Consider the following 21,128-nt stretch of genomic DNA (forward strand, 5'->3'; position numbering starts at 1 on the left):
CTGGAGACGCCATGTCCGACGCGCCCACGTCCCCCGCCTCCGACGCCACGCGCCGCCCCGTGCGCCGCGCGCTGCTGTCCGTGTACGACAAGTCCGGCCTCGTCGAGCTCGCCACCGCGCTGCACGCGGCGGGCGTGGAGCTCGTCTCGACCGGGTCGACGGCCGCCACGGTGGCCGCGGCCGGCGTCCCGGTGACGCGCGTCGAGGACCTCACCGGGTTCCCCGAGTGCCTCGACGGCCGGGTCAAGACGCTGCACCCGCGGGTGCACGCCGGGATCCTCGCGGACACCCGCCGCCCCGAGCACCTGGCGCAGCTCGACGAGCTCGGCGTCGCGCCGTTCGAGCTGGTCGTCGTCAACCTGTACCCGTTCACGCAGACCGTCGCGTCCGGCGCGGACGTCGACGCGTGCGTCGAGCAGATCGACATCGGCGGCCCGTCCATGGTCCGCGCGGCCGCGAAGAACCACCCGAGCGTCGCGGTCGTCGTCGACCCCGCGCGCTACGACGAGGTCGTCGCCGCGGTGGCGGCCGGGGGCTTCACGCTGGCGGAGCGCACGCGCCTCGCGGCGCAGGCGTTCGTGCACACCGCGACCTACGACGTCGCGGTCGCGTCCTGGATGGGCAACGTCGCGACGACGACCGACGAGGTCGACGGCGTGAGCACGGGCTTCCCCGCGTGGGTGGGCGCCACGTGGGAGCGCTCGGACGTGCTGCGCTACGGCGAGAACCCGCACCAGCGCGCCGCGCTCTACACGTCCGGGCACGGACCGGGCGGGCTCGCCCAGGCCCGGCAGCTGCACGGCAAGGCCATGAGCTACAACAACTACGTCGACGCCGACGCCGCCTGGCGCGCCGCGCACGACCACGACGCGCCGACGGTCGCCATCATCAAGCACGCGAACCCCTGCGGCATCGCCGTCGGCACCGACGTCGCGGACGCGCACGCCAAGGCCCACGCGTGCGACCCCGTCTCCGCCTTCGGCGGCGTGATCGCCACCAACCGCGTCGTCACGCTCGCCGCCGCCGAGCAGATCGCCCCCGTCTTCACCGAGGTGGTCGTCGCGCCGGGGTTCGACGACGACGCGCTCGCGCTGCTGTCGCAGAAGAAGAACATCCGCCTGCTCGTCGTGGACACCCCGCCGGCCGGAGGGGTGGAGATGCGCCCCGTGTCGGGCGGGTTGCTCCTGCAGTCCGTGGACCGGCTCGACGCACCGGGCGACGACCCGTCGGCGTGGACGCTGGCGGCCGGCGAGCCCGCGGACGAGGCGACGCTCGCCGACCTGCGCTTCGCCTGGCGGGCCGTGCGGGCCGTGAAGTCGAACGCGATCCTGCTCGCGCACGACGGCGCGTCGGTGGGCGTCGGCATGGGCCAGGTGAACCGCGTGGACTCGTGCCGCCTGGCGGTCGAGCGTGCGAACGCCGGCGACGTCGAGCGGGCGCGCGGTGCGGTCGCGGCGTCCGACGCGTTCTTCCCGTTCGCCGACGGCCTGCAGGTGCTGCTCGACGCCGGCGTGCGCGCGGTCGTGCAGCCCGGCGGCTCGGTGCGGGACGAGGAGGTCGTCGCCGCTGCGGCCGCGGCCGGCGTCACCCTCTACCTCACGGGCACGCGGCACTTCGCGCACTGACCCGCCCGGTCCGGGCGCGCCCGGGTCGACCTGCTCACCGCCGGCCCCGACACGTGCGGGGCCGGCGGCCGCGGGTGGGGCCGGCCGTCCGGCGGACGCCGACAGGGCGCGGGGGCGCGACGGTCAGCGGCGGGGGAGGGCGGCCAGGCTCGTCGCCCCGTCGAGGGGGACGCGCGGGAGGTCGGGGCCGGCCAGCAGGCGCCGCGCGGCGCCGACGTCGCGCGGCCTGTCGACCGCGAGGGCGGCCGTGACGGGCCCGTCGGTGCCGCGCGTCCACAGCACCGACCAGCCGCCGTCCTCCGGGTCCCCGAGGACGGTGGGCACGTCGCCCGCACCCGGCAGGCCGAACATCGCGAGGTCGTGCCCGAGCTGGGTCGAGAAGACGTACGGCGTCAGCTCCCCGCCGTCGTCGTCGGCCCCGAGCAGCCGGCGCACGAGCAGGTCCGGGCCGCGCAGCGCCTCGTCCCAGTGCCCGCCCGGGACCCACCCGTAGCGGGCCGACCGGCGGCGGGCGACGTCGCCGACCGCGAGCAGCCCGTCGAGCGGACCGTCCGCCCCCAGCACGCGGTACGCCTCGTCGACGGCGACCGCCCCGTCCACGAGCGGCACGGCGCCGGCGAGCCAGCCCGTCGCGGGCCGTGCCCCCACGGCCACGAGCACCACGTCGGCGGGCAGGTGCGCCTCGTCCGCGAGCCGCACGCCGTCCGGGCCCACCGTGGTGACGGTGGCGCCCAGGCGCAGGTCGACCCCCGCCGCGGCGTACCAGGGGACCGTGAGCGCGCCGACCGTGGCGCCCAGGCCCGTCACCAGCGGCGCGTCCCTGGCCTCGACCACCGTGACGTGGTGGCCGGCGGCCGCCGCGACGCCCGCGACCTCCGCGCCGATCCAGCCGGCACCCACCACGACGAGCCGGCGGGGACCGTGGTCGAGGGCGGTGCGCAGCCGCTCGGCGTCGGCGGCGGTGTGCAGCGTCAGCGCGGTCGGCCACGCCGGCACGCGCACCGCGTGCGCGCCCGTGGCGAGGACCACGCAGGACGCGTCGACCTCCCCGTCGTCGGTGCGCACGACGGCGCCGGCCCGACCGGGCCGGACCTCCAGGGCGCGTGCCGCGACGCCGAGCCGGACCTCGTCCGCGAGGCCGTGCAGGTCCAGCCCCAGCTCGTCGGTGAGCCACGCCGGCTCCGTGCGGTCGAGCAGGTGCTTGGACAGCGGCGGGCGGTCGTACGGCGGCACGTCCTCGGCGCCCAGCACCCGGACCACGCCGTCGTAGCCGTGGGCGCGCAGCGCGGCGACGGTCTGCGCGGCCGCGAGCCCGGCCCCGACGACGAGGACGTCGGCCGGTGGCGCCGACACGTGTGACGAGGTCGTGGAGGTCGTGGGCGCGCTCACGCGGTAACGCTAGCCTTGGCCGCGCAGTCCGTCCGACGGGAGAGGGAGCCCGCCATGACCACGTCGCGGCACGCGGCTCCGGGCACCGCCGCGCCCTCCTGGCCGCCCCGTCCCGGCGCGACCCCGGGGCCCGGTCCCGCCGCCGGTGGTCCGGCGCCGTGGGGCGTCGGTCCGCCCGTCGCGCCGCCGCCCGCCGTGGCGCGGCCCGTCGCCGCAGACGCAGTCGCGGGCGCGCACGCCGTCGCGGAGCCGCGGGTCGGCCCCGGGCCGAACGCCGACCCCGCCCGTGCCGCGGACCCGGGACCGGCACCCGTCGACGCCGAGGACGTCCCGCCCGAGGAGCGTCCGCTCGACCCGCGCGCGATCGCCCGCGCCTCGCTCGCCGCGGGCCGCAACGCGTCGCTGTTCTGGACCCTGGGCGGGGTGGCCGCGTCGGTGGGCGCGGCCTTCCTCGCCGGTGCCGCCGCGGGCGCGTACGCCCTGGCGGGGCTGCTCGTCGTCTTCGCCGTGGTCCGCGCCGTGCTGCCGTCGCCGGGACCGGCGGCGGTGACCGTCCGCGCCAAGGGCCTCGATTTGACCGTCCTCCTGCTCGCGGCGGCCGCGCTCGCGACCCTCGCGTCCATCGCCCCCACCGGCTGACACCGCCCCCACCGGCTGACGCCGGGGCACGCGGCCCCGGACGCACGACGAGCGTGCGACCCGGCCGGTGCCGGGTCGCACGCTCGTCGGCGTGCGGGGAGTGCGGCCCGTCAGGGACGGCGCTCGTCGACGACGACGACGTCGTCCTCGACCACGTACGTCTCGTCCTCGCCGAACAGCGAGTCCTCAGCGGGCTCGGCCGCGAACGCGCGGTACACGAGGGCCGCGATCGCGGCACCGAGCAGCGGCGCGACCCAGAACAGCCACACCTGCTCGAGCGCCCAGCTCTCGGAGAAGATCGCGGCCGCGAGGGAGCGGGCCGGGTTGAGCGAGCCGTTCGTGACGGGCGTCGCGACGAGCAGCAGGACCGTCAGCGACAGGCCGACCGCGAACGGCACGTGCGCCTTGTTCGCCCGGCGGTCGGTGGCGCCGAGGATGACGCCGACGAACACGGCCGTCGCGACGACCTCCACGAGCAGGGCGGCGACGAGCGTGAACTCGGCCTGCTCGCCGGACAGGCGCGCGAGCGGGGAGTGGTCGCCGTAGCCGTTCGCCGTGCCGCTGAACAGGCCGCGGCGGGACGTGTCGCCGGTCTGGCTGACGAGCCCGGGCAGGCCCGAGGGGATGGTCAGGTACAGCACGGCGGCGGCGAGGGCGCCACCGACGACCTGCGCGAGCCAGTAGGGCAGCAGGTCGCGGAACGGGGTGCGGCCGGCCAGGCACGCCCCGAACGTGACCGCGGGGTTGAAGTGGCCGCCGGAGACGGCGCCGAACGCGACGATGCTCGCGAGCAGCGCGATGCCGAAGCCGAGCGCGACGGCCAGCCCGCCGCCGACGTTGCTGAACGTCGCGTACAGCGCGATGCCGACACCGGCGAGCACGAGGAAGAACGTGCCGAGGGCCTCGGCGCCCAGGCGGGCGAGCAGGCCGGGCGTCGCGGTGACGACCGTGCCTGCCGGGACGACGTACGCGTCCTCCTCGGCGACCTCGTCGACGGCCGGGCGGGCCGGCGTCGCCGAGGTGGACCCGGCGGTGGACCCGGCGGCGGACCCCGCGGTGGACGCGGCGGTGGACCCCGCGGTCGACCCGGCGGTCGTGCCCGGTGCGGCTGCCGACGCGGTTGCCGAGGTGCCGGCGCCGGGTGCGGCCGGGGCGGGCGTGCCCGCGGCGGCGGCCGGCAGGGTGGCGTCCGCGGGCGTCGTCGCGGCCGTCGCGTTCGGGTCCTCGGGCAGGGGAGTGCCCTCGGGGCTGTCAGGCTTCTGCTGGGACATGTCGGTCCTGTCGTCTCGAGGTGACGTCGCCACCGTGCGAGGTGCCGGCCGCACCCGGACGAATCCGGACGTGCGGGGCACGTTGTCGTGTGCGCGGGCCAGCATGCCAGCCCGGGCTGTGCCGGGCACGGGGTGCGCGGGGTCCGCTCGCGGCGGGGGTGCGCGGCGACGAGGACCGGGCCCGCCGCCCCGCCCCAGGTCTCTCGACGTCGAGTAACCTGGGCGCGACAACCCCGGCACTGAAGAGGCAGGACTCGCATGGCGAAGATCAAGGTCGTCGGACCTGTCGTCGAGCTCGACGGCGACGAGATGACGCGCATCATCTGGCAGTTCATCAAGGACCGCCTGATCCACCCGTACCTCGACATCGACCTGCGGTACTACGACCTGTCGATCCAGAACCGCGACGCGACGGACGACCAGGTCACGATCGACGCGGCCCACGCCATCAAGGAGCACGGCGTCGGCGTCAAGTGCGCGACGATCACGCCCGACGAGGCGCGCGTCGAGGAGTTCGGCCTGAAGAAGATGTGGGTCTCGCCCAACGGGACGATCCGCAACATCCTCGGCGGCGTCGTCTTCCGCGAGCCGATCATCATCAGCAACATCCCGCGGCTCGTCCCGGGCTGGAACAAGCCGATCATCATCGGCCGCCACGCCCACGGCGACCAGTACAAGTCGACGAACTTCAAGGTGCCCGGCGCCGGGAAGATCACGATGACGTTCGAGCCGGCCGACGGCTCGGAGCCGCAGCAGTTCGAGGTCGTGACGATGCCCGAGGCGGGCGGCGTCGCGATGGGCATGTACAACTTCAACGAGTCGATCCGCGACTTCGCGCGCGCCTCGTTCGCGTACGGCCTGCAGCGCGGGTACCCCGTGTACCTGTCGACGAAGAACACGATCCTCAAGGCGTACGACGGCGCCTTCAAGGACATCTTCCAGGAGGTGTTCGACACCGAGTTCAAGGAGCGGTTCGACGCCGCCGGGCTCACCTACGAGCACCGCCTGATCGACGACATGGTCGCCGCCGCGATGAAGTGGGAGGGCGGCTACGTCTGGGCGTGCAAGAACTACGACGGCGACGTCCAGTCCGACACCGTCGCGCAGGGCTTCGGCTCGCTCGGCCTCATGACGTCGGTCCTCATGACCCCGGACGGCAAGACCGTCGAGGCCGAGGCGGCGCACGGCACGGTCACGCGCCACTACCGCCAGCACCAGCAGGGCAAGCCGACGTCGACGAACCCGATCGCGTCGATCTTCGCCTGGACCGGCGGCCTCAAGCACCGCGGCAAGCTGGACGGCACGCCCGAGGTCACGCAGTTCGCGGAGACGCTCGAGGACGTCGTCATCACGACCGTCGAGAGCGGCAAGATGACGAAGGACCTCGCGCTGCTCATCGGCAAGGACCAGCCGTGGCTCACCACGGAGGAGTTCCTCGCGGCGCTCGACGAGAACCTCGCGGCGCGCCTGGGCTGACCTGGCACGACGTCGCGCCGACGGCGTCCTCCCCGCACCGGGGAGGGCGCCGTCCGCGCGTGCGGGCTGCGGCGGCGTGGTCGGGGTAGGTTCGGACCGGTGGGCGACGTGCGCGCCGCCCACCGTCGCCGAGCACCCGCGCCGCCGCGTGCGCCGACCGAAGGAGACCCCCGTGCCCGTCAGCCCCGCCGTCGTCACCGTCACCGGCGCCGCCGGCCAGATCGGCTACGCGCTGCTCTTCCGCATCGCCTCGGGCCAGCTGCTCGGCCCCGACACGCCCGTCCGGCTGCGGATGCTCGAGATCACGCCCGCGCTGACGGCGGCGGAGGGCGTCGCGATGGAGCTCGACGACTGCGCGTTCCCGCTGCTGGACGGCATCGACATCACCGACGACGCGAGGGCGGCGTTCGACGGGGTCAACGTGGCGCTGCTCGTCGGCGCGCGTCCGCGGACGAAGGGCATGGAGCGCGGCGACCTGCTGAGCGCGAACGGCGGCATCTTCGGGCCGCAGGGCGCGGCGATCAACGCGGGCGCGGCGGACGACGTGCGCGTCCTCGTCGTCGGGAACCCGGCCAACACGAACGCGTACATCGCGGCCGCGCACGCACCCGACGTCCCGAAGGACCGGTTCACGGCCATGACGCGCCTGGACCACAACCGCGCGCTCGCCCAGCTGCGCCACCGCACGGGGGCGGCGATCGACGACATCCGCCGCGTGACGATCTGGGGCAACCACTCCGCGACCCAGTACCCCGACCTGACGCAGGCGACGATCGGCGGGCGACCCGCGCTGGACGTCGTGGACGACCGCACGTGGGTCGAGGAGACGTTCATCCCGACCGTGGCCAAGCGCGGCGCGGCGATCATCGAGGCCCGTGGCGCGTCGTCGGCCGCGTCGGCCGCCAACGCCGCGGTGGACCACGTGCACACGTGGGTGCACGGCACCCGCGAGGGCGACTGGACCTCGGCCGGCGTCGTCTCGCAGGGCGAGTACGGCGTGCCGGAGGGCCTCGTGTCGTCGTTCCCGGTCACGGCCTCGGGCGGGGCGTTCACGGTGGTGCCCGACCTCGAGCTCGACGAGTTCTCACGCTCCCGCATCGACGCGTCGGTGGCGGAGCTCGTCGAGGAGCGCGAGGCGGTGCACGCGCTCGGGCTCGTCTGAGGGCTCGGGTGCGGCTAGCGGTGCGCGTGTGCCCCGGCGCGTCGCGCACGCGGGTGGGGGGCACGTACGACGACCGGCTCGTCGTGGCCGTGACGGCGCGGGCCGTCGAGGGGGCGGCCACCGAGGCGGTGCTGCGGGCTGTGGCCGACGCGCTCGGCGTGCGGCCGCGGCACGTGCGGCTCGTGGCCGGGGCGACGAGCCGCGACAAGGTCCTCGACGTGGACGAGGACGCGGTGACCCCGCCGGTGCTCGACGCCCTGGCGCGCCTGCGGGCGGGCTGACCGGGGCGCCCCGGCCGGCCCGCCCGTGCGTCAGCGGCGTCCCCGCATCGCGTCGAGCACCACGGTGAACACGTCCGTGTTGTCCTGCGCGCGTGCGAGACGCTCCGCCCGCGGCCCCTCGGCCGACAGCGGCGTCGCGGCGCCCGTGTGCCCGCCGGTGGTCCAGTCCACCGTGAACTGCAGGTCGCTGCCGGCGATCGGGAACGGGCCGTCCTCCAGGCTCTGCAGGACGCCCGGGTCGGTGGCGGCGGGGTCGCCCGACTCGTCCTCGGCGTCGACGTTCTCGATCGCGAGGCCGCCCGTCTCGTGGTCGCCCACGACGACGACGAGAGTGTCGCGGTGCCGCGCCGCGAAGTCGCGCACCAGCGCCACGGTCTCGTCGAACGCCTGCCCCGCCTCGATGGTGAGGGCCGCGTTGTTCGCGTGCGCCATCTCGTCGATGCCCTCCTCCTCGACGACGAGGAAGAAGCCGTGCCGGTCGCGCGCGAGAACGTCGAGCGCCTTCGCGGTCATGGTCGCGAGCGGCACGACGGGTGCGTACTCGTCGCCCTGGCCCTCGGGTGCCTGCTCGAACATCTCCTCGTTCGCGAACAGGCCGAGCACCCGGTCGGCGCGGGTCGCGGCGAGCTCCTCGGCGGTCGTGACGTAGTCGTAGCCGATCGCCTCGGCGCGGGCCACGAGGTCGCCCTCGGTGCTGCGGCTGACCTCCGGCCGCGGGTCCGCCGGGTCGTCGGGGTAGGCGCCCTCGTCGCCCTCCGGGTACCACCAGTCCTCGCCGCCGCCGAGGATCACGTCCGGGCGGGTGTCGTCGAGGTACTGCCGGGCGATCTCGCTCTGGTCGCCACGGTCGGGGACGTGCGCGCCGAACGCCGCCGGGGTCGCGTCGGTGACCTGCGCGGTCGTGACGAGCCCGGTCGCCTTGCGCAGCCGCGCTGCGTGCTCGAGGAGGGTCGGGACCGGGGTGCCGTCGACGTCGACGGACACGGCGCCGTTGTACGTGCGCACACCGGTGGCGAACGCCGTGGCGCCGGCGGCCGAGTCGGTCACCGCCTCCTCGGGGTCGGCGGGGTCGGTGCGCGTCCAGCCCGCGTACCGCAGGCCGTCCATCGCCAGCTCGCCGTCGCGTCCCACCGTGGCGAGCCGGATCGCGTCGCGGGCCGCGATGCCGAGCCCGTCGCCGACCAGGAGGACGACGTTCCGTGCCGGCCGTGACCCGCCGCCCCACCAGCCGCCGTCGGGGGCGGCGCCCCGCTCACCCGTCCCGTCCGCGGCCCCGGTGGCGCCGCTCGCCGCGAGCACCAGCGTGAGGGCTGTCGCCCCGAGCGCCGTGCCTCGTCCCCGTGCCGTACGCAGACCGCCCATCGTCCCGCCCCCGTCGTCGAACCTCGTCGTTCACCCTGACGTCGGCCGGGGGCACGTGCCCCCCTGCGGGCCATGCTCCGTCCGTCGCGCACGGCCCGCAAGGGTCTGCGCGGGGCGTCCGGATCGACCGGTACGACGACTTCGCCGGAATCCCTTGCTGAAAGTTGACGCAAACGGTTACCGTCGCGGGACTGCCCACCTCCGGCACGACGTCGTGCCGTGACGAAGGAGTCCCGATGGTCGGCGCCCGCACGCGTCCTGGCTCGTCCCTGCCCCCGGCCGGCCCCGCCCGGTCCCGTCCCACCGTCCCCGCCTCGGCCGGCGGCTCTCGGCCGCGGGCACCGCGCTCGCCGTGGGCGCCGTCGGCGCGGCGGCAGCGCTCGTGCCCAGCGCCGCCTCGGCGGCACCCGGCGGCGTCGCGCTCGTCGGGAGCCTCCAGAGCGAGCTCGGCTGCGCCGCCGACTGGGACCCCGCGTGCCCCGCGACCGAGCTGGCCCCGACCGACGTCCCCGGCCGGTTCTCCGCCACGTTCGAGGTGCCCGAGGGCACCCACGAGTGGAAGGTCGCGCTCGACGACGCCTGGGACGCCTCGTACGGCGCGGACGGCACCGACGCGAACACCCCGCTCGTGCTCGCCGGCCCGGCGCGCCTGACGTTCACGTACGACGACACGAGCCACCGCACGGCCGTGACCGTCACCGACCTGCGCGGCGGCTACACGGACGCCGACGCGGACCTCGTCGCCGAGCCCGTGCGCGACCCGGGCGCCGGCGAGCAGTTCTACTTCGTCATGACCGACCGGTTCGCGAACGCGGACCCGTCCAACGACACGGGCGGCCTCGAGGGCGACCGCCTCGCGACGGGCCTCGACCCCACCGACAAGGGCTTCTTCCACGGCGGCGACGTCGCGGGGCTGCGCGAGCGGCTCGACTACATCGAGGGCCTCGGCACGACGGCGATCTGGCTGACGCCGTCGTTCCTCAACCGGCCCGTGCAGGGCGAGGGCGCGGACGCGTCCGCCGGCTACCACGGCTACTGGGTCACCGACTTCACGCGCATCGACCCGCACCTCGGCACGAACGCCGAGCTCGAGGCGCTCATCGACGAGGCCCACGCGCGCGGCATCGAGGTGTACTTCGACATCATCACGAACCACACCGCCGACGTCATCGACTACGCCGAGAAGCAGTACACGTACGTCGAGAAGTCCGCGGAGCCGTACCGCGACGCCGCGGGCGAGGCGTTCGACCCCGCGGACTTCGCCGGCACCGACGACTTCCCGGCGCTCGACCCGGCCAGGTCCTTCCCGTACACGCCCGTCGTCGACCCGGCCGACGCCGACCTCAAGGTCCCGGCCTGGCTGAACGACCCGACGCTGTACCACAACCGCGGCAACTCGACGTGGACGGGGGAGTCCGTCACCTACGGGGACTTCGACGGGCTCGACGACCTCATGACCGAGCACCCCGACGTCGTCCAGGGCTTCGTGGACGTCTACGAGGCGTGGGTCGACCTCGGCATCGACGGCTTCCGCATCGACACGGTCAAGCACGTGAACGGGGAGTTCTGGGAGACGTTCACGACGGCGATCGCCGAGCACGCGGCGTCGGTGGGCAACCCCGACTTCTTCATGTTCGGCGAGGTGTACGACGCCGACTCCGCGAAGACCGCGCCCTACGTGCGCGACACGGACATGAACGCCGTCCTCGACTTCTCGTTCCAGGCCGCGGCGGCGAGCTACGCCACGGGACTGTCGGCCGCCGGCCTGCAGGCGCTGTACGCGAGCGACGACCGGTACACTACGCCGACCAGCAACGCGCAGGCGCTGCCCACGTTCCTCGGCAACCACGACATGGGCCGGATCGGGTACGCGGTGAGGGGGCCACGCGCCCGCAGGACCGCTCCGGCCTCGCGCACGCCCTCATGTACCTCACCCGCGGCCAGCCGGTCGTCTACTACGGCGACGAGCAGGGCTTCGTGGGTGCGGGCTCGCTCGGCGGCAAGGACAAGGACGCGCGGCAGTCGCTGTTCGCGACGCAGGTGCCGGAGTACGCCGACCAGACGCTGCTCGACGGCACGCCGGCGGGCTCGGTGGACCGGTACGGGACGGACACGGCGCTGTACACGCACATCGGGCGCCTCGCCGAGCTGCGGGCGAGCACGCCGGCGCTCACGAGCGGCGCCCAGGTCGAGCGGTACGCCGACGGCCCGGTCTACGCGTTCTCCCGCGTCGGCGACGACGACGTCGAGCACCTCGTCGCCACGAACAACGCCACGACGGCGGCGACCGTCACGGTCGACACCCTCACCCCCGGTGCCACGTTCGCGCCGCTGCTGGCGACCACCGGCACGACGACCGCGGACGCGGCACCGGTCACCGCCGCGGCGGACGGCACGGTGCAGCTCACGGTCCCGGCGCTCGGTGCGGTCGTGCTGCGCGCCGACGCGCCCGTCGCGGCGGGCGACGACGCGATCACGCTCACCGTGCCCGGCGCGGGTGCGGCGGTCACGGGCTCGGCCCCGGTCGCGGCCGACGTCGCCGACGACGTCCTGGCGACGACGTCGTTCGCGTACCGCGTCGTCGGCTCGGACGAGTGGACGCCGCTCGGCACCGCCGAGACGACCGCCCCGCGCGTCTACCACGACGTCGACGATTTCGCCCCGGGCACGCTCGTCGAGTACCGCGCGGTGCGCGAGGACGTCGCGGGCGGGCGCAGCGCGGCGTCGACGTACGCGAGCGTCGGCGTCGCGGTCGACGGCGTCGTGCCGCCGACCGACCCGACGGACCTCGTCGTGAGCGTCCCCGGCAGTCACAACGCCGCGATGGGCTGCCCGGGCGACTGGCAGCCGGACTGCGAGGCCGCGCGCCTCGAGCAGGTCGCGGGCTCGGTGTACGCCGGCACGTTCACGCTCAAGCCCGGCTCCTACGAGTACAAGGTCGCGATCGGCGGCACGTGGGACGAGAACTACGGCGCGGGCGGTGCGCCCGGCGGCGCGAACATCACGTACACCGTGCCCGGGGACGCGGACCAGCAGGTGACCTTCGTCTACGACCACGCGACGCACCAGGTCACCTCGTCCGCGCAGGGCGCGCTGATCACCCTGCCGGGCAGCGCGCAGAGCGAGCTCGGCTGCGCCGCGGACTGGGACCCGGCGTGCCTGGCGGCCGTCCTGATCGACGGCGACGGGGACGGCACCGCCGTCTTCACGGCACCCGACCTGCCCGCGGGCACGTACGAGGTCAAGGTCGCGCACGGCCTGTCCTGGGCGGAGAACTACGGCGCCGGCGGTGCGGCGGGCGGTGCGAACATCGCGTTCGCGACGCCCGGCGGGCAGCCCGTGACCTTCACGTACGACCTCGCCACGCACGTGCTCACCGTCGGCGTGGCCGACCCGCCGCTGCCCGGCACTGGGCAGGCCGCCGCGCACTGGGTCGAGCAGGACCTGCTCGCGTGGCCGACGTCGTTGGTCCCGGCGGTCACGGCCCCCGCGGACCTGGCGTTCACGCTGCACGGCGACCCCGCCGGGGCCCTCGAGGTCGTCGAGGGCGAGGTGACGGGCGGTGAGACGCACGCGCTCGCGCTCGACCCGGACGGGCTGGGGGAGGACGTGCTCGCGCGCTTCCCGGCCCTGGAGGGGTACCTGGCCCTGCGGCTCGCGGACGCGGACCGGGCGACGGTCGAGCGCCTGCTCGCCGGTGAGCTCCTGGTGCGCCAGGCCGGCCCGGACGGGACCGGCCAGGCCGTGACCGCGGTGCAGGTGCCGGGCGTCCTCGACGACCTGTACGCCGACCGCGCGACGGACCGCACGCTGGGCACGACGTGGCGCAAGGGCGCCCCGAGCCTCGCGCTGTGGGCCCCGACCGCGCAGGACGTCGACCTCCTGGTGTGGCCGGCGGACCGGCGCGGGCGCCTGGACACGTCCGCCGAGCCGACGCGGGTCGCCGCCGAGCGGCAGCGGGACGGGGCCTGGACGGCCTCCGGACCGAGGGCGTGGGCGGGCGCCGCCTACCTGTGGGAGGTGACGGTCTACGCGCCCACCACGGGGAAGGTCGAGGTCAACCGGGTCACCGACCCGTACGCGGTCGCCCTGACGCTGAACAGCACGCACGGCGTCCTCGTCGACCTCGACGACCCCCGGTACCGCCCGAGGCAGTGGGAGCGCACGAGGCAGCCGGTGGTGCGGCCCGTGGACCAGACGATCTACGAGCTGCACGTGCGCGACTTCTCGATCTCGGACGCCACGGTGCCCGAGCGGTTGCGCGGCACCTACGGCGCGTTCGCGGTGCGCAGCAGCGACGGGCGCGACCACCTGCGCCGGCTCGCCGACGCCGGGCTGACGACCGTGCACCTGCTCCCGACGTTCGACATCGCGTCCATCGAGGAGGACCGGTCGCAGCAGGCGACACCGCAGTGCGACCTCGCGTCCCTGCCGCCGGACTCGCCGGAGCAGCAGGCGTGCGTGACGGCTGTCGCCGGGCAGGACGCGTTCAACTGGGGCTACGACCCGTGGCACTGGACCGTGCCGGAGGGCTCGTACGCCGTGGACGCCACGGGCGGGGCGCGCATCGCGGAGTTCCGGTCCATGGTCGGCGCGCTGCACGCCGACGGCCTGCAGGTCGTGCTCGACCAGGTGTTCAACCACACCGCGGCCAGCGGCCAGGACGCGAGGAGCGTGCTGGACCGGGTCGTGCCGGGGTACTACCACCGGCTGAACGCGACCGGACAGGTCGAGACCTCCACCTGCTGCCAGAACGTCGCGACCGAGCACGCGATGGCCGAGAAGATGATGGTCGACTCGGTCGTCACGTGGGCCCGGGACCACAAGGTCGACGGATTCCGCTTCGACCTGATGGGCCACCACTCCCGGCAGACGATGGAGAAGGTGCGGGCCGCGCTGGACGACCTGACCCCGCGGCGCGACGGCGTCGACGGCTCCCGGGTCTACCTGTACGGCGAGGGCTGGAACTTCGGGGAGGTGGCGGACAACCGGCTGTTCGAGCAGGCCACGCAGGGGCAGCTCGGCGGCACCGGGATCGGCACGTTCTCCGACCGGCTCCGCGACGCCGTGCGCGGCGGCGGACCGTTCGACGAGAACCCCCGCGCCATCCAGGGCTTCGGCTCCGGCGCGTACACCGACCCCAACGGCGACCCCGGCAACGGGACGCCGGAGGAGCAGCTCGCACGGGTGCGGCACCAGGCCGACCTCGTCCGCCTCGGCATGGCCGGGAACCTGCGGGACTACGCGTTCCTGACCAGCGCGGGCGAGGTCCAGCAGGGCGACGAGATCGACTACAACGGCCAGCCGGCCGGGTACGCCGACTCCCCGGAGGAGGTGGTCACGTACGTCGACGCGCACGACAACGAGACCCTGTTCGACAACCTGTACCTCAAGCTGCCGCAGGACACCCCGATGGCGGACCGGGTGCGCATGAACACCGTCTCGCTCGCGACGACCGCGCTCGCCCAGACGCCGTCGTTCTGGCACGCGGGCGCGGACCTGCTGCGCAGCAAGTCGCTCGACCGCAACAGCTACGACTCGGGCGACTGGTTCAACGTCCTCGACTGGTCGGGGCGGACGAACGGGTTCGGCCGCGGCCTGCCGCCGGCGGCCGACAACGAGCCCAAGTGGCCCTACCAGCAGCCGCTGCTGGCCGACCCGGCCCTCGTCCCGACGCCGCAGGACGTCGCGACGGCGCGGGAGGCCGCGGCCGAGCTGCTGGAGCTGCGCTCCTCGACCCGCCTGTTCCGGCTCGGGTCCGCGGACCTGATCCGGCAGAAGGTGACCTTCCCGGGGTCCGGCCCGGACGCCGCTCCCGGCGTGGTCGTCATGCACGTCGACGACCGGACGGGCTGGGACCGCGGGCTGCGCCGCTGGCGCGCCGACGTCGACCGCCGGCTGGACGGCGTGCTCGTGGTCGTCAACGCCTCCGACGAGCCGACGACGCAGACCGTCCCCGCGCTCGCGGGCCGGCGGTACGCGCTCTCGCCGGTGCAGGCGCACGGGCAGGACCCGGTCGTGCGCACGACGACGTGGCAGCGGGGGACCGGCACGGTCACCGTGCCGCCGCGCACGGTCGCGGTCCTGGTCGAGCGCACGTCCCACGGCTCCGGGCAGGACGTGCGCGACCTCCTGCGGGACTGGTGGCGCGGCCTGGGCGGCTGAGCACCGCCGGCCGCGCGAGGCGCGGCAGCACCCCGTCGAGCGCGGGCGTCCACGGACGCCCGCGCTCGACGCGTTCGCCGCGCCACGACTGGGCGTCGCCGCGCGGATGACGGAAGTCAGGTCGACGCCTGAGTTCGCAGGTCGAAGGCGTGGGCCGCTGAAACGCTGTCGAGGACGTCGTATTCGCCCTGTTCAGGCGCCGGAACACGCAGGACACGATGTGGTAACGAAAGTTGCCATCGACGTGCCTTCAGGTCTTGAATCCAACCGAACGCCGCGTGACGGCGCCGGTGAGGCATCCGGCGTCTCGGACGGGCCGGGCAACGGGTGCCCGGGTCCGAGCGGCACGAGAAGGAGCGGACAACGATGTCACTGGGTTGGAAGAAGACTGCAGCAGGTCTGGTCACCGCCGGTCTGCTCGTCGGCTCGCTGGCCGCGTGCAGCCAGGAGCGCGAGAGCGGGTCCGGTGGCGGCGACGGGGCCACGGCGGCCCCCGAGGACACGCTCGTCGGCATCTCGATGCCGACGAAGAGCCTCGAGCGGTGGAACCGCGACGGCCAGCACCTGGACGAGCTGCTGCAGGGCGCGAACTACGAGACCGCGCTGCAGTACGCCGACAACAAGGTCGACCAGCAGATCACCCAGATCGAGAACATGATCAACCAGGGCGCCGACGTCCTCGTCATCGCCCCCATCGACGGCGACGCGCTCGGCCCCGTCCTGGACCAGGCGGCGTCGCAGGACATCAAGGTCATCGCGTACGACCGCCTCATCAACAACACGCCGAACGTCGACTACTACGCGACGTTCGACAACTACGAGGTCGGCAAGATGCAGGGCGAGTTCATCGTCGAGCAGCTCGACCTCGCGAACCAGGCCGGGCCGTTCAACCTCGAGCCCTTCGCCGGCTCGCCGGACGACAACAACGCGAAGTTCTTCTTCTCCGGCGCCTGGGACGTCCTCAAGCCGTACGTCGACGAGGGCAAGCTCGTCGTCCCGTCGGGCAAGGCCCCGGCCTCGAACGACGAGTGGCAGAGCATCGGCATCCAGGGCTGGGGCTCCGACACCGCCCAGGCCGAGATGGAGAACCGCCTCAACTCGTTCTACGGCGGCGGCCAGCGGGTCGACGTCGTCCTGTCGCCCAACGACTCGCTCGCGCTGGGCATCGCGCAGGCGCTCGAGGGCGCCGGCTACGCGCCGGGCGAGGAGTACCCGGTCCTGACGGGCCAGGACGCCGACCAGGCGAACGTGCTCAACATGATCGCGGGCAAGCAGTCCATGACCGTCTGGAAGGACACCCGCACCCTGGGTGACCAGGTCGCCAAGATGGTCGAGCAGATCATCGAGGGCCAGGAGGTCCAGGTCAACGACGAGGAGACCTACGACAACGGCGAGAAGGTCGTGCCGACCTTCCTCCTGCCGCCGGTCGTCGTGACGCCCGACACGGTCGAGTCCTCGCTCGTCGAGTCCGGCTTCTACTCCGCGGACGACCTCGGTCTCTGACGGGCACCTGCCCGTCCCGACCGGAACCGGCACACCCCCGGCCGTCCCCGGCACCCGCCCTCGCGGCGGGTGCCGGGGCCGGCCCGCCCGGACCCCAGCGAGGACACATGGACACCGAGCACATCCTCGAGATGCGCGGCATCACCAAGAAGTTCCCCGGCGTCGTGGCGCTGTCCGACGTCAACCTGGCCGTGCGGCGTGGCGAGATCCACGCCATCTGCGGCGAGAACGGCGCCGGCAAGTCGACGCTGATGAAGGTGCTCTCGGGCATCTACCCGCACGGCTCCTACGAGGGCGACATCGTCCTCGACGGCGAGGTCCAGGAGTTCCGCGGCGTGCGCGACTCCGAGCGGCGCGGGATCGTCATCATCCACCAGGAGCTCGCGCTCTCCCCGTACCTGTCGATCGCCGAGAACATCTTCCTCGGCAACGAGCGCGTCGAGCGCGGCGTCATCGACTGGAACCGCACGAACGCGGAGGCGGCGAAGCTGCTCGCGCGCGTCGGCCTCGACGAGCGTCCCGACACCAAGATCGTCGACATCGGCGTGGGCAAGCAGCAGCTCGTGGAGATCGCGAAGGCGCTGTCCAAGGAGGTGCGCCTGCTCATCCTCGACGAGCCGACCGCCGCCCTGAACGACGAGGACAGCGCGCACCTGCTGGGCCTCATCCGCGACCTCAAGGCCGAGGGCATCACCTCGATCATCATCAGCCACAAGCTGAACGAGATCGAGGCGATCGCCGACACCACGACGATCATCCGCGACGGCCGCACGATCGAGACGATGCCGATGCACGGGGCCGAGCCGGTCACCGAGGAGCGGATCATCCGCGGCATGGTCGGGCGCTCGCTGGACAACCGGTTCCCCGAGCACACGCCGCACATCGGCGACGAGGTGCTGCGCATCGAGGACTGGACCGTCCACCACCCCGTCGACCAGAACCGCAAGGTCGTCGACGGCGCCAACCTCACGGTCCGCCGGGGCGAGATCGTCGGCCTGGCCGGCCTCATGGGCGCCGGGCGCACCGAGCTCGCCATGAGCCTGTTCGGCCGCTCCTACGGGGCCAACATCTCCGGGCGCGTCTACAAGGACGGCAAGGAGATCAAGGTCGCGAACGTCCAGCAGGCCATCGCGCACGGCATCGCGTACGCGACCGAGGACCGCAAGCGGTTCGGCCTCAACCTCATCGACACCATCGAGCGCAACGTGTCGGCGTCCGCGCTGAACAAGCTGGCGCGCCTGGGCGTCGTCGACCGCCGCGGCGAGGGCCGCGTCGCCGAGCAGTACCGCCGCGACATGAACATCAAGGCGCCGAGCGTGGCGTCGGTCGTCGGCAAGCTGTCCGGCGGCAACCAGCAGAAGGTCGTGCTGAGCAAGTGGATCTACGCGGATCCCGACGTGCTCATCCTCGACGAGCCGACGCGCGGCATCGACGTCGGTGCGAAGTACGAGATCTACACGATCATCAACCGGCTCGCGGACGCCGGGAAGGGCGTGCTGGTCATCTCCTCGGAGCTGCCCGAGCTGCTCGGCATCTGCGACCGCATCTACGCGCTCAGCCAGGGCCGCGTGACGGGCGAGGTCGCCCGCGCGGAGGCCTCGCAGGAGCGACTCATGCAGTACATGACGATGGACAAGGACGGGATCGCCCGATGAGCACCAGGACCGAGGTCAACATCTCCTCACCGACGCCGCCGGACCTCCCGCGGCAGTCGATCGCGCAGCGCCTGCAGGGCCTGGGCGGCAACGCCCGCCAGTACGGCATCTTCGGCGCGCTCATCGTCATCGTCCTGCTGTTCCAGGTCCTGACGGACGGCAAGCTCCTGCTCGCCAACAACGTCGCGGCCCTGTTCCAGCAGAACGCGTACGTCATGATCCTCGCCATCGGCATGGTCATGGTGATCGTCGCCGGGCACATCGACCTGTCCGTCGGGTCCGTCGTCGCGTTCGTCGGCGGCGTCGTCGCGGTCAGCATGCGCGACTTCGACCTGTCGTGGCCCGTCGCGGTGCTGCTCGGCATCGCGATCGGCGGCGTCGTCGGGGCGTGGCAGGGCTTCTGGGTCGCCTACGTCGGCATCCCGGCGTTCATCGTGACCCTCGCGGGCATGCTCGTCTTCCGCGGCCTCGCGCTCGTCGTCGTCGGTGAGACCGTCGCCGGCCTGCCGTCGTCGTTCATCGCCATCTCCAAGGGCTCGCTGCCCAACGTGCTCGGCTTCGCCTCCAACATGGACGTCGTCACGCTGCTCATCGGTGCGCTCGCGGTCGCCGCGATCGTCATCTCCCAGCTGCGCGCCCGCGCGTCCATGCGCAAGCACGACCTGCACGTCGAGGCCGGCGGCCTGTTCGTCGCCAAGCTCGCGCTCATCGCGGTCGGCATCGGGATCCTCACGGTCATCCTGTCGTTCTCGGCGGGCGGCACCCCGATCGTCCTGGTCGTGGTCGGCGTCCTCGTCGTCGCGTACTCGTTCCTCATGGGCCGCACGGTCTTCGGGCGGCACATCTACGCGATCGGCGGCAACCGGCTCGCGGCCGGCCTGTCCGGCGTCAACACGCGCCGCGTCGACTTCTGGATCTTCGTCAACATGGGCCTGCTCGCGGGCGTCGCGGCGATCGTCACGACGGCGCGTGCGGGTGCGGCCATCGCGGCCGCCGGCCAGAACTTCGAGCTCGACGCGATCGCCGCCTGCTTCATCGGCGGCGCGGCGGTGACCGGCGGCATCGGCCGCATCTCCGGCGCGATCATCGGCGCGCTCATCATGGGCGTGCTCAACATGGGCCTGTCGATCATGTCGGTCGACCCGGCGTGGCAGATGGCCATCAAGGGCCTGGTCCTGCTCCTCGCGGTCGCGTTCGACCTGCTGAACAAGCGCCGCGCCGGCACCCAGTAGCACCACGACCGGCCGGTACGGAAGCGGGTAGGTTCCCCCGTGAGCAGGCGAGCGGCGGCAGCGGGCTCGCAGTCGTCCCTGCGTGAGGCCAACAAGGCGCTCGTGGTCTCCACGGTGCAGCGCTACGGCGGCCTCACGCAGGTCGAGCTCGCGGCCGCCACCGGCCTGTCGGCGGCGACGGTGTCGACGATCGTCCGCGACCTGCTGGCCGCGGGGGTCGTCGACACCGCCGTCACCACCCGCAGCGGGCGGCGTGCCCAGATGGTCACGCTCGCCCGCCGCGTGGGTCTCGCCGTGGGCCTCCAGATCGGCAACCGGCACCTGCGGGTGGTGCTCGGCGACTTCGCCCACGAGGTGGTCGCCGAGCAGAGCCTGCCCCTGCCGCACGAGCACCGCTCCGACACGAGCCTGGACCGTGCGGCCCTGCTCGTGGTGGACCTGCTCGAGCGCATCGGCAGCGAGCTGGACGAGGTCGTCGGCATCGGTGTCGGCGTCCCGGCGCCGGTCGACACCAGCACCGGCATGGTCTCCGTGCCCGGGGTCCTGCGGGGCTGGGAGGGCGAGCACCTCGCGCAGGTGCTCGACAAGCGGCTCGGACGCCCCGTGCACGTCGACAACGACGCGAACCTGGGGGCGCTCGCCGAGTCCACGCTGGGCGCGGCGCGCGGCTACCAGGACGCCGTGTACGTGCGCGCGTCGTACGGCACCGGCGCCGGCATCGTCATCAACGGGCGCGTGCACCGCGGCTTCGCCGGGACCGCCGGCGAGATCGGGCACGTGCAGGTCGACCCGCAGGGGCACATCTGCCGCTGCGGGTCGCGCGGCTGCCTGGACACCGTGGTGGGGGCGGCGGCGCTCGTCGAGCCGCTGCGCGCGAGCCACGGGACGCTCACCCTGCGCGACGTCGTCGGCCGCGCCCGCTCGGGCGACCCCGGCACGGCGCAGGTCGTCGCGGACGCGGGCGCGACGATCGGGGCGGTCGTCGCCGGGCTCGGCATGGCCGTGAACCCGCAGTGCGTCGTCGTCGGCGGCGAGCTGGCCGAGACCGGCGAGGTGCTGCTGCAGCCGATGCGCGACGCGATCCGCCGGCGCGTGCTGCTCAACCAGATCGCGCCGCTGGAGGTCGTGCCCGCCGAGCTGGGGGCCCGGGCGGAGGTCATGGGCGCGCTCGTGCTCGCGCTGCAGTCCGCCGACGTGCCGGTGCGTGTCGACGACGTCGGCGACCTCGAGCCCGCCGACCCGACGCAGGCCCGCGACCGGAGCGACCGGGACGACCAGGAAGACAGACGGGCGGCAGTCGGTTGACGATGCCGGAGCCGGGGGATTCGCTGCACGTGACACGTGCCCGACGAGGAGCAGGTGGACCGG

Annotated in this window: 12 protein-coding genes and 1 pseudogene; 10 read left to right on the forward strand and 3 right to left on the reverse strand. The window is 73.8% G+C overall.

Annotated elements, in window-relative coordinates; translation table 11 throughout:
- Positions 1-11 precede the first annotated feature (11 nt).
- Positions 12-1,625, forward strand: a complete 1,614-nt coding sequence (gene purH / locus GC089_RS05130) for a bifunctional phosphoribosylaminoimidazolecarboxamide formyltransferase/IMP cyclohydrolase (RefSeq protein ID WP_155376735.1) — start codon at positions 12-14, stop codon at positions 1,623-1,625.
- Positions 1,626-1,748: 123 nt separating this feature from the next.
- Here the strand turns inward: purH and GC089_RS05135 are convergent, their stop codons facing one another.
- A complete protein-coding gene (locus GC089_RS05135) occupies positions 1,749-3,014 on the reverse strand; it encodes an NAD(P)/FAD-dependent oxidoreductase (protein WP_230685069.1) in 1,266 nt (421 codons plus the stop codon).
- A 54-nt stretch (positions 3,015-3,068) separates the two neighbouring features.
- On the opposite strand from GC089_RS05135, the gene GC089_RS05140 reads away from it, so the two are divergent.
- Positions 3,069-3,653, forward strand: a complete 585-nt coding sequence (locus GC089_RS05140; protein WP_230685070.1) for a hypothetical protein — start codon at positions 3,069-3,071, stop codon at positions 3,651-3,653.
- 110 nt (positions 3,654-3,763) lie between these two features.
- On the opposite strand, the gene GC089_RS05145 is transcribed toward GC089_RS05140, so the two are convergent.
- On the reverse strand, positions 3,764-4,924 hold the full coding sequence (locus GC089_RS05145) for an aquaporin (protein WP_230685071.1): 1,161 nt from the start codon (positions 4,922-4,924) through the stop codon (positions 3,764-3,766).
- 258 nt (positions 4,925-5,182) lie between these two features.
- On the opposite strand from GC089_RS05145, the gene GC089_RS05150 reads away from it, so the two are divergent.
- From GC089_RS05150 to GC089_RS05160, 3 genes are all read left to right on the forward strand, one after another.
- Positions 5,183-6,400: an NADP-dependent isocitrate dehydrogenase gene (locus tag GC089_RS05150; protein ID WP_155376736.1), complete on the forward strand. Its 1,218-nt coding sequence runs from the start codon at positions 5,183-5,185 to the stop codon at positions 6,398-6,400.
- A gap of 172 nt (positions 6,401-6,572) precedes the next feature.
- Positions 6,573-7,562: a malate dehydrogenase gene (locus tag GC089_RS05155; RefSeq protein WP_155376737.1), complete on the forward strand. Its 990-nt coding sequence runs from the start codon at positions 6,573-6,575 to the stop codon at positions 7,560-7,562.
- Between the two features lie 20 nt (positions 7,563-7,582).
- Entirely contained in the window at positions 7,583-7,843 is a 261-nt protein-coding gene (locus GC089_RS05160) for a DUF167 domain-containing protein (RefSeq protein WP_255449044.1), read from the forward strand.
- 30 nt (positions 7,844-7,873) lie between these two features.
- Here GC089_RS05160 and GC089_RS05165 read toward each other — a convergent pair whose 3' ends face one another.
- Positions 7,874-9,205 carry an alkaline phosphatase gene (locus GC089_RS05165; protein WP_155376739.1) on the reverse strand — a complete coding sequence of 444 codons (1,332 nt, stop codon included), beginning with the start codon at positions 9,203-9,205 and terminating at the stop codon, positions 7,874-7,876.
- Between the two features lie 236 nt (positions 9,206-9,441).
- Between GC089_RS05165 and pulA the strand changes: the two are divergent.
- The 5 genes and pseudogenes from pulA to GC089_RS05190 all read left to right on the forward strand — a co-directional run bounded on the left by pulA (position 9,442) and on the right by GC089_RS05190 (position 21,065).
- Positions 9,442-15,370, forward strand: a pseudogene (gene pulA / locus GC089_RS05170) (pullulanase-type alpha-1,6-glucosidase).
- 366 nt (positions 15,371-15,736) lie between these two features.
- Positions 15,737-16,873, forward strand: a complete 1,137-nt coding sequence (gene chvE, locus GC089_RS05175; RefSeq protein ID WP_155376740.1) for a multiple monosaccharide ABC transporter substrate-binding protein — start codon at positions 15,737-15,739, stop codon at positions 16,871-16,873.
- Positions 16,874-16,980: 107 nt separating this feature from the next.
- On the forward strand, positions 16,981-18,528 hold the full coding sequence (mmsA, locus tag GC089_RS05180; RefSeq protein ID WP_155376741.1) for a multiple monosaccharide ABC transporter ATP-binding protein: 1,548 nt from the start codon (positions 16,981-16,983) through the stop codon (positions 18,526-18,528).
- Positions 18,525-19,760, forward strand: coding sequence for a multiple monosaccharide ABC transporter permease (gene mmsB, locus GC089_RS05185; RefSeq protein ID WP_155376742.1), 1,236 nt, complete (start codon positions 18,525-18,527; stop codon positions 19,758-19,760). The genes mmsA and mmsB overlap by 4 nt, the downstream gene beginning before the upstream one ends.
- A 39-nt stretch (positions 19,761-19,799) precedes the next feature.
- Positions 19,800-21,065, forward strand: coding sequence for an ROK family transcriptional regulator (locus GC089_RS05190; RefSeq protein WP_155376743.1), 1,266 nt, complete (start codon positions 19,800-19,802; stop codon positions 21,063-21,065).
- The last annotated feature ends 63 nt before the right edge of the window (positions 21,066-21,128 follow it).

Source organism: Cellulomonas sp. JZ18, from assembly GCF_009720485.1.
GTDB lineage: Bacteria > Actinomycetota > Actinomycetes > Actinomycetales > Cellulomonadaceae > Cellulomonas.

Coding starts and splice junctions, on each gene's coding strand:
- purH (WP_155376735.1), top strand. CDS start 12: ATGTCCGACGCGCCCACGTCCCCCGCCTCCGACGCCACGCGCCGCCCC.
- GC089_RS05165 (WP_155376739.1), bottom strand. CDS start 9,205: ATGGGCGGTCTGCGTACGGCACGGGGACGAGGCACGGCGCTCGGGGCG.
- GC089_RS05145 (WP_230685071.1), bottom strand. CDS start 4,924: ATGTCCCAGCAGAAGCCTGACAGCCCCGAGGGCACTCCCCTGCCCGAG.
- GC089_RS05140 (WP_230685070.1), top strand. CDS start 3,069: ATGACCACGTCGCGGCACGCGGCTCCGGGCACCGCCGCGCCCTCCTGG.
- chvE (WP_155376740.1), top strand. CDS start 15,737: ATGTCACTGGGTTGGAAGAAGACTGCAGCAGGTCTGGTCACCGCCGGT.
- mmsB (WP_155376742.1), top strand. CDS start 18,525: ATGAGCACCAGGACCGAGGTCAACATCTCCTCACCGACGCCGCCGGAC.
- mmsA (WP_155376741.1), top strand. CDS start 16,981: ATGGACACCGAGCACATCCTCGAGATGCGCGGCATCACCAAGAAGTTC.
- GC089_RS05150 (WP_155376736.1), top strand. CDS start 5,183: ATGGCGAAGATCAAGGTCGTCGGACCTGTCGTCGAGCTCGACGGCGAC.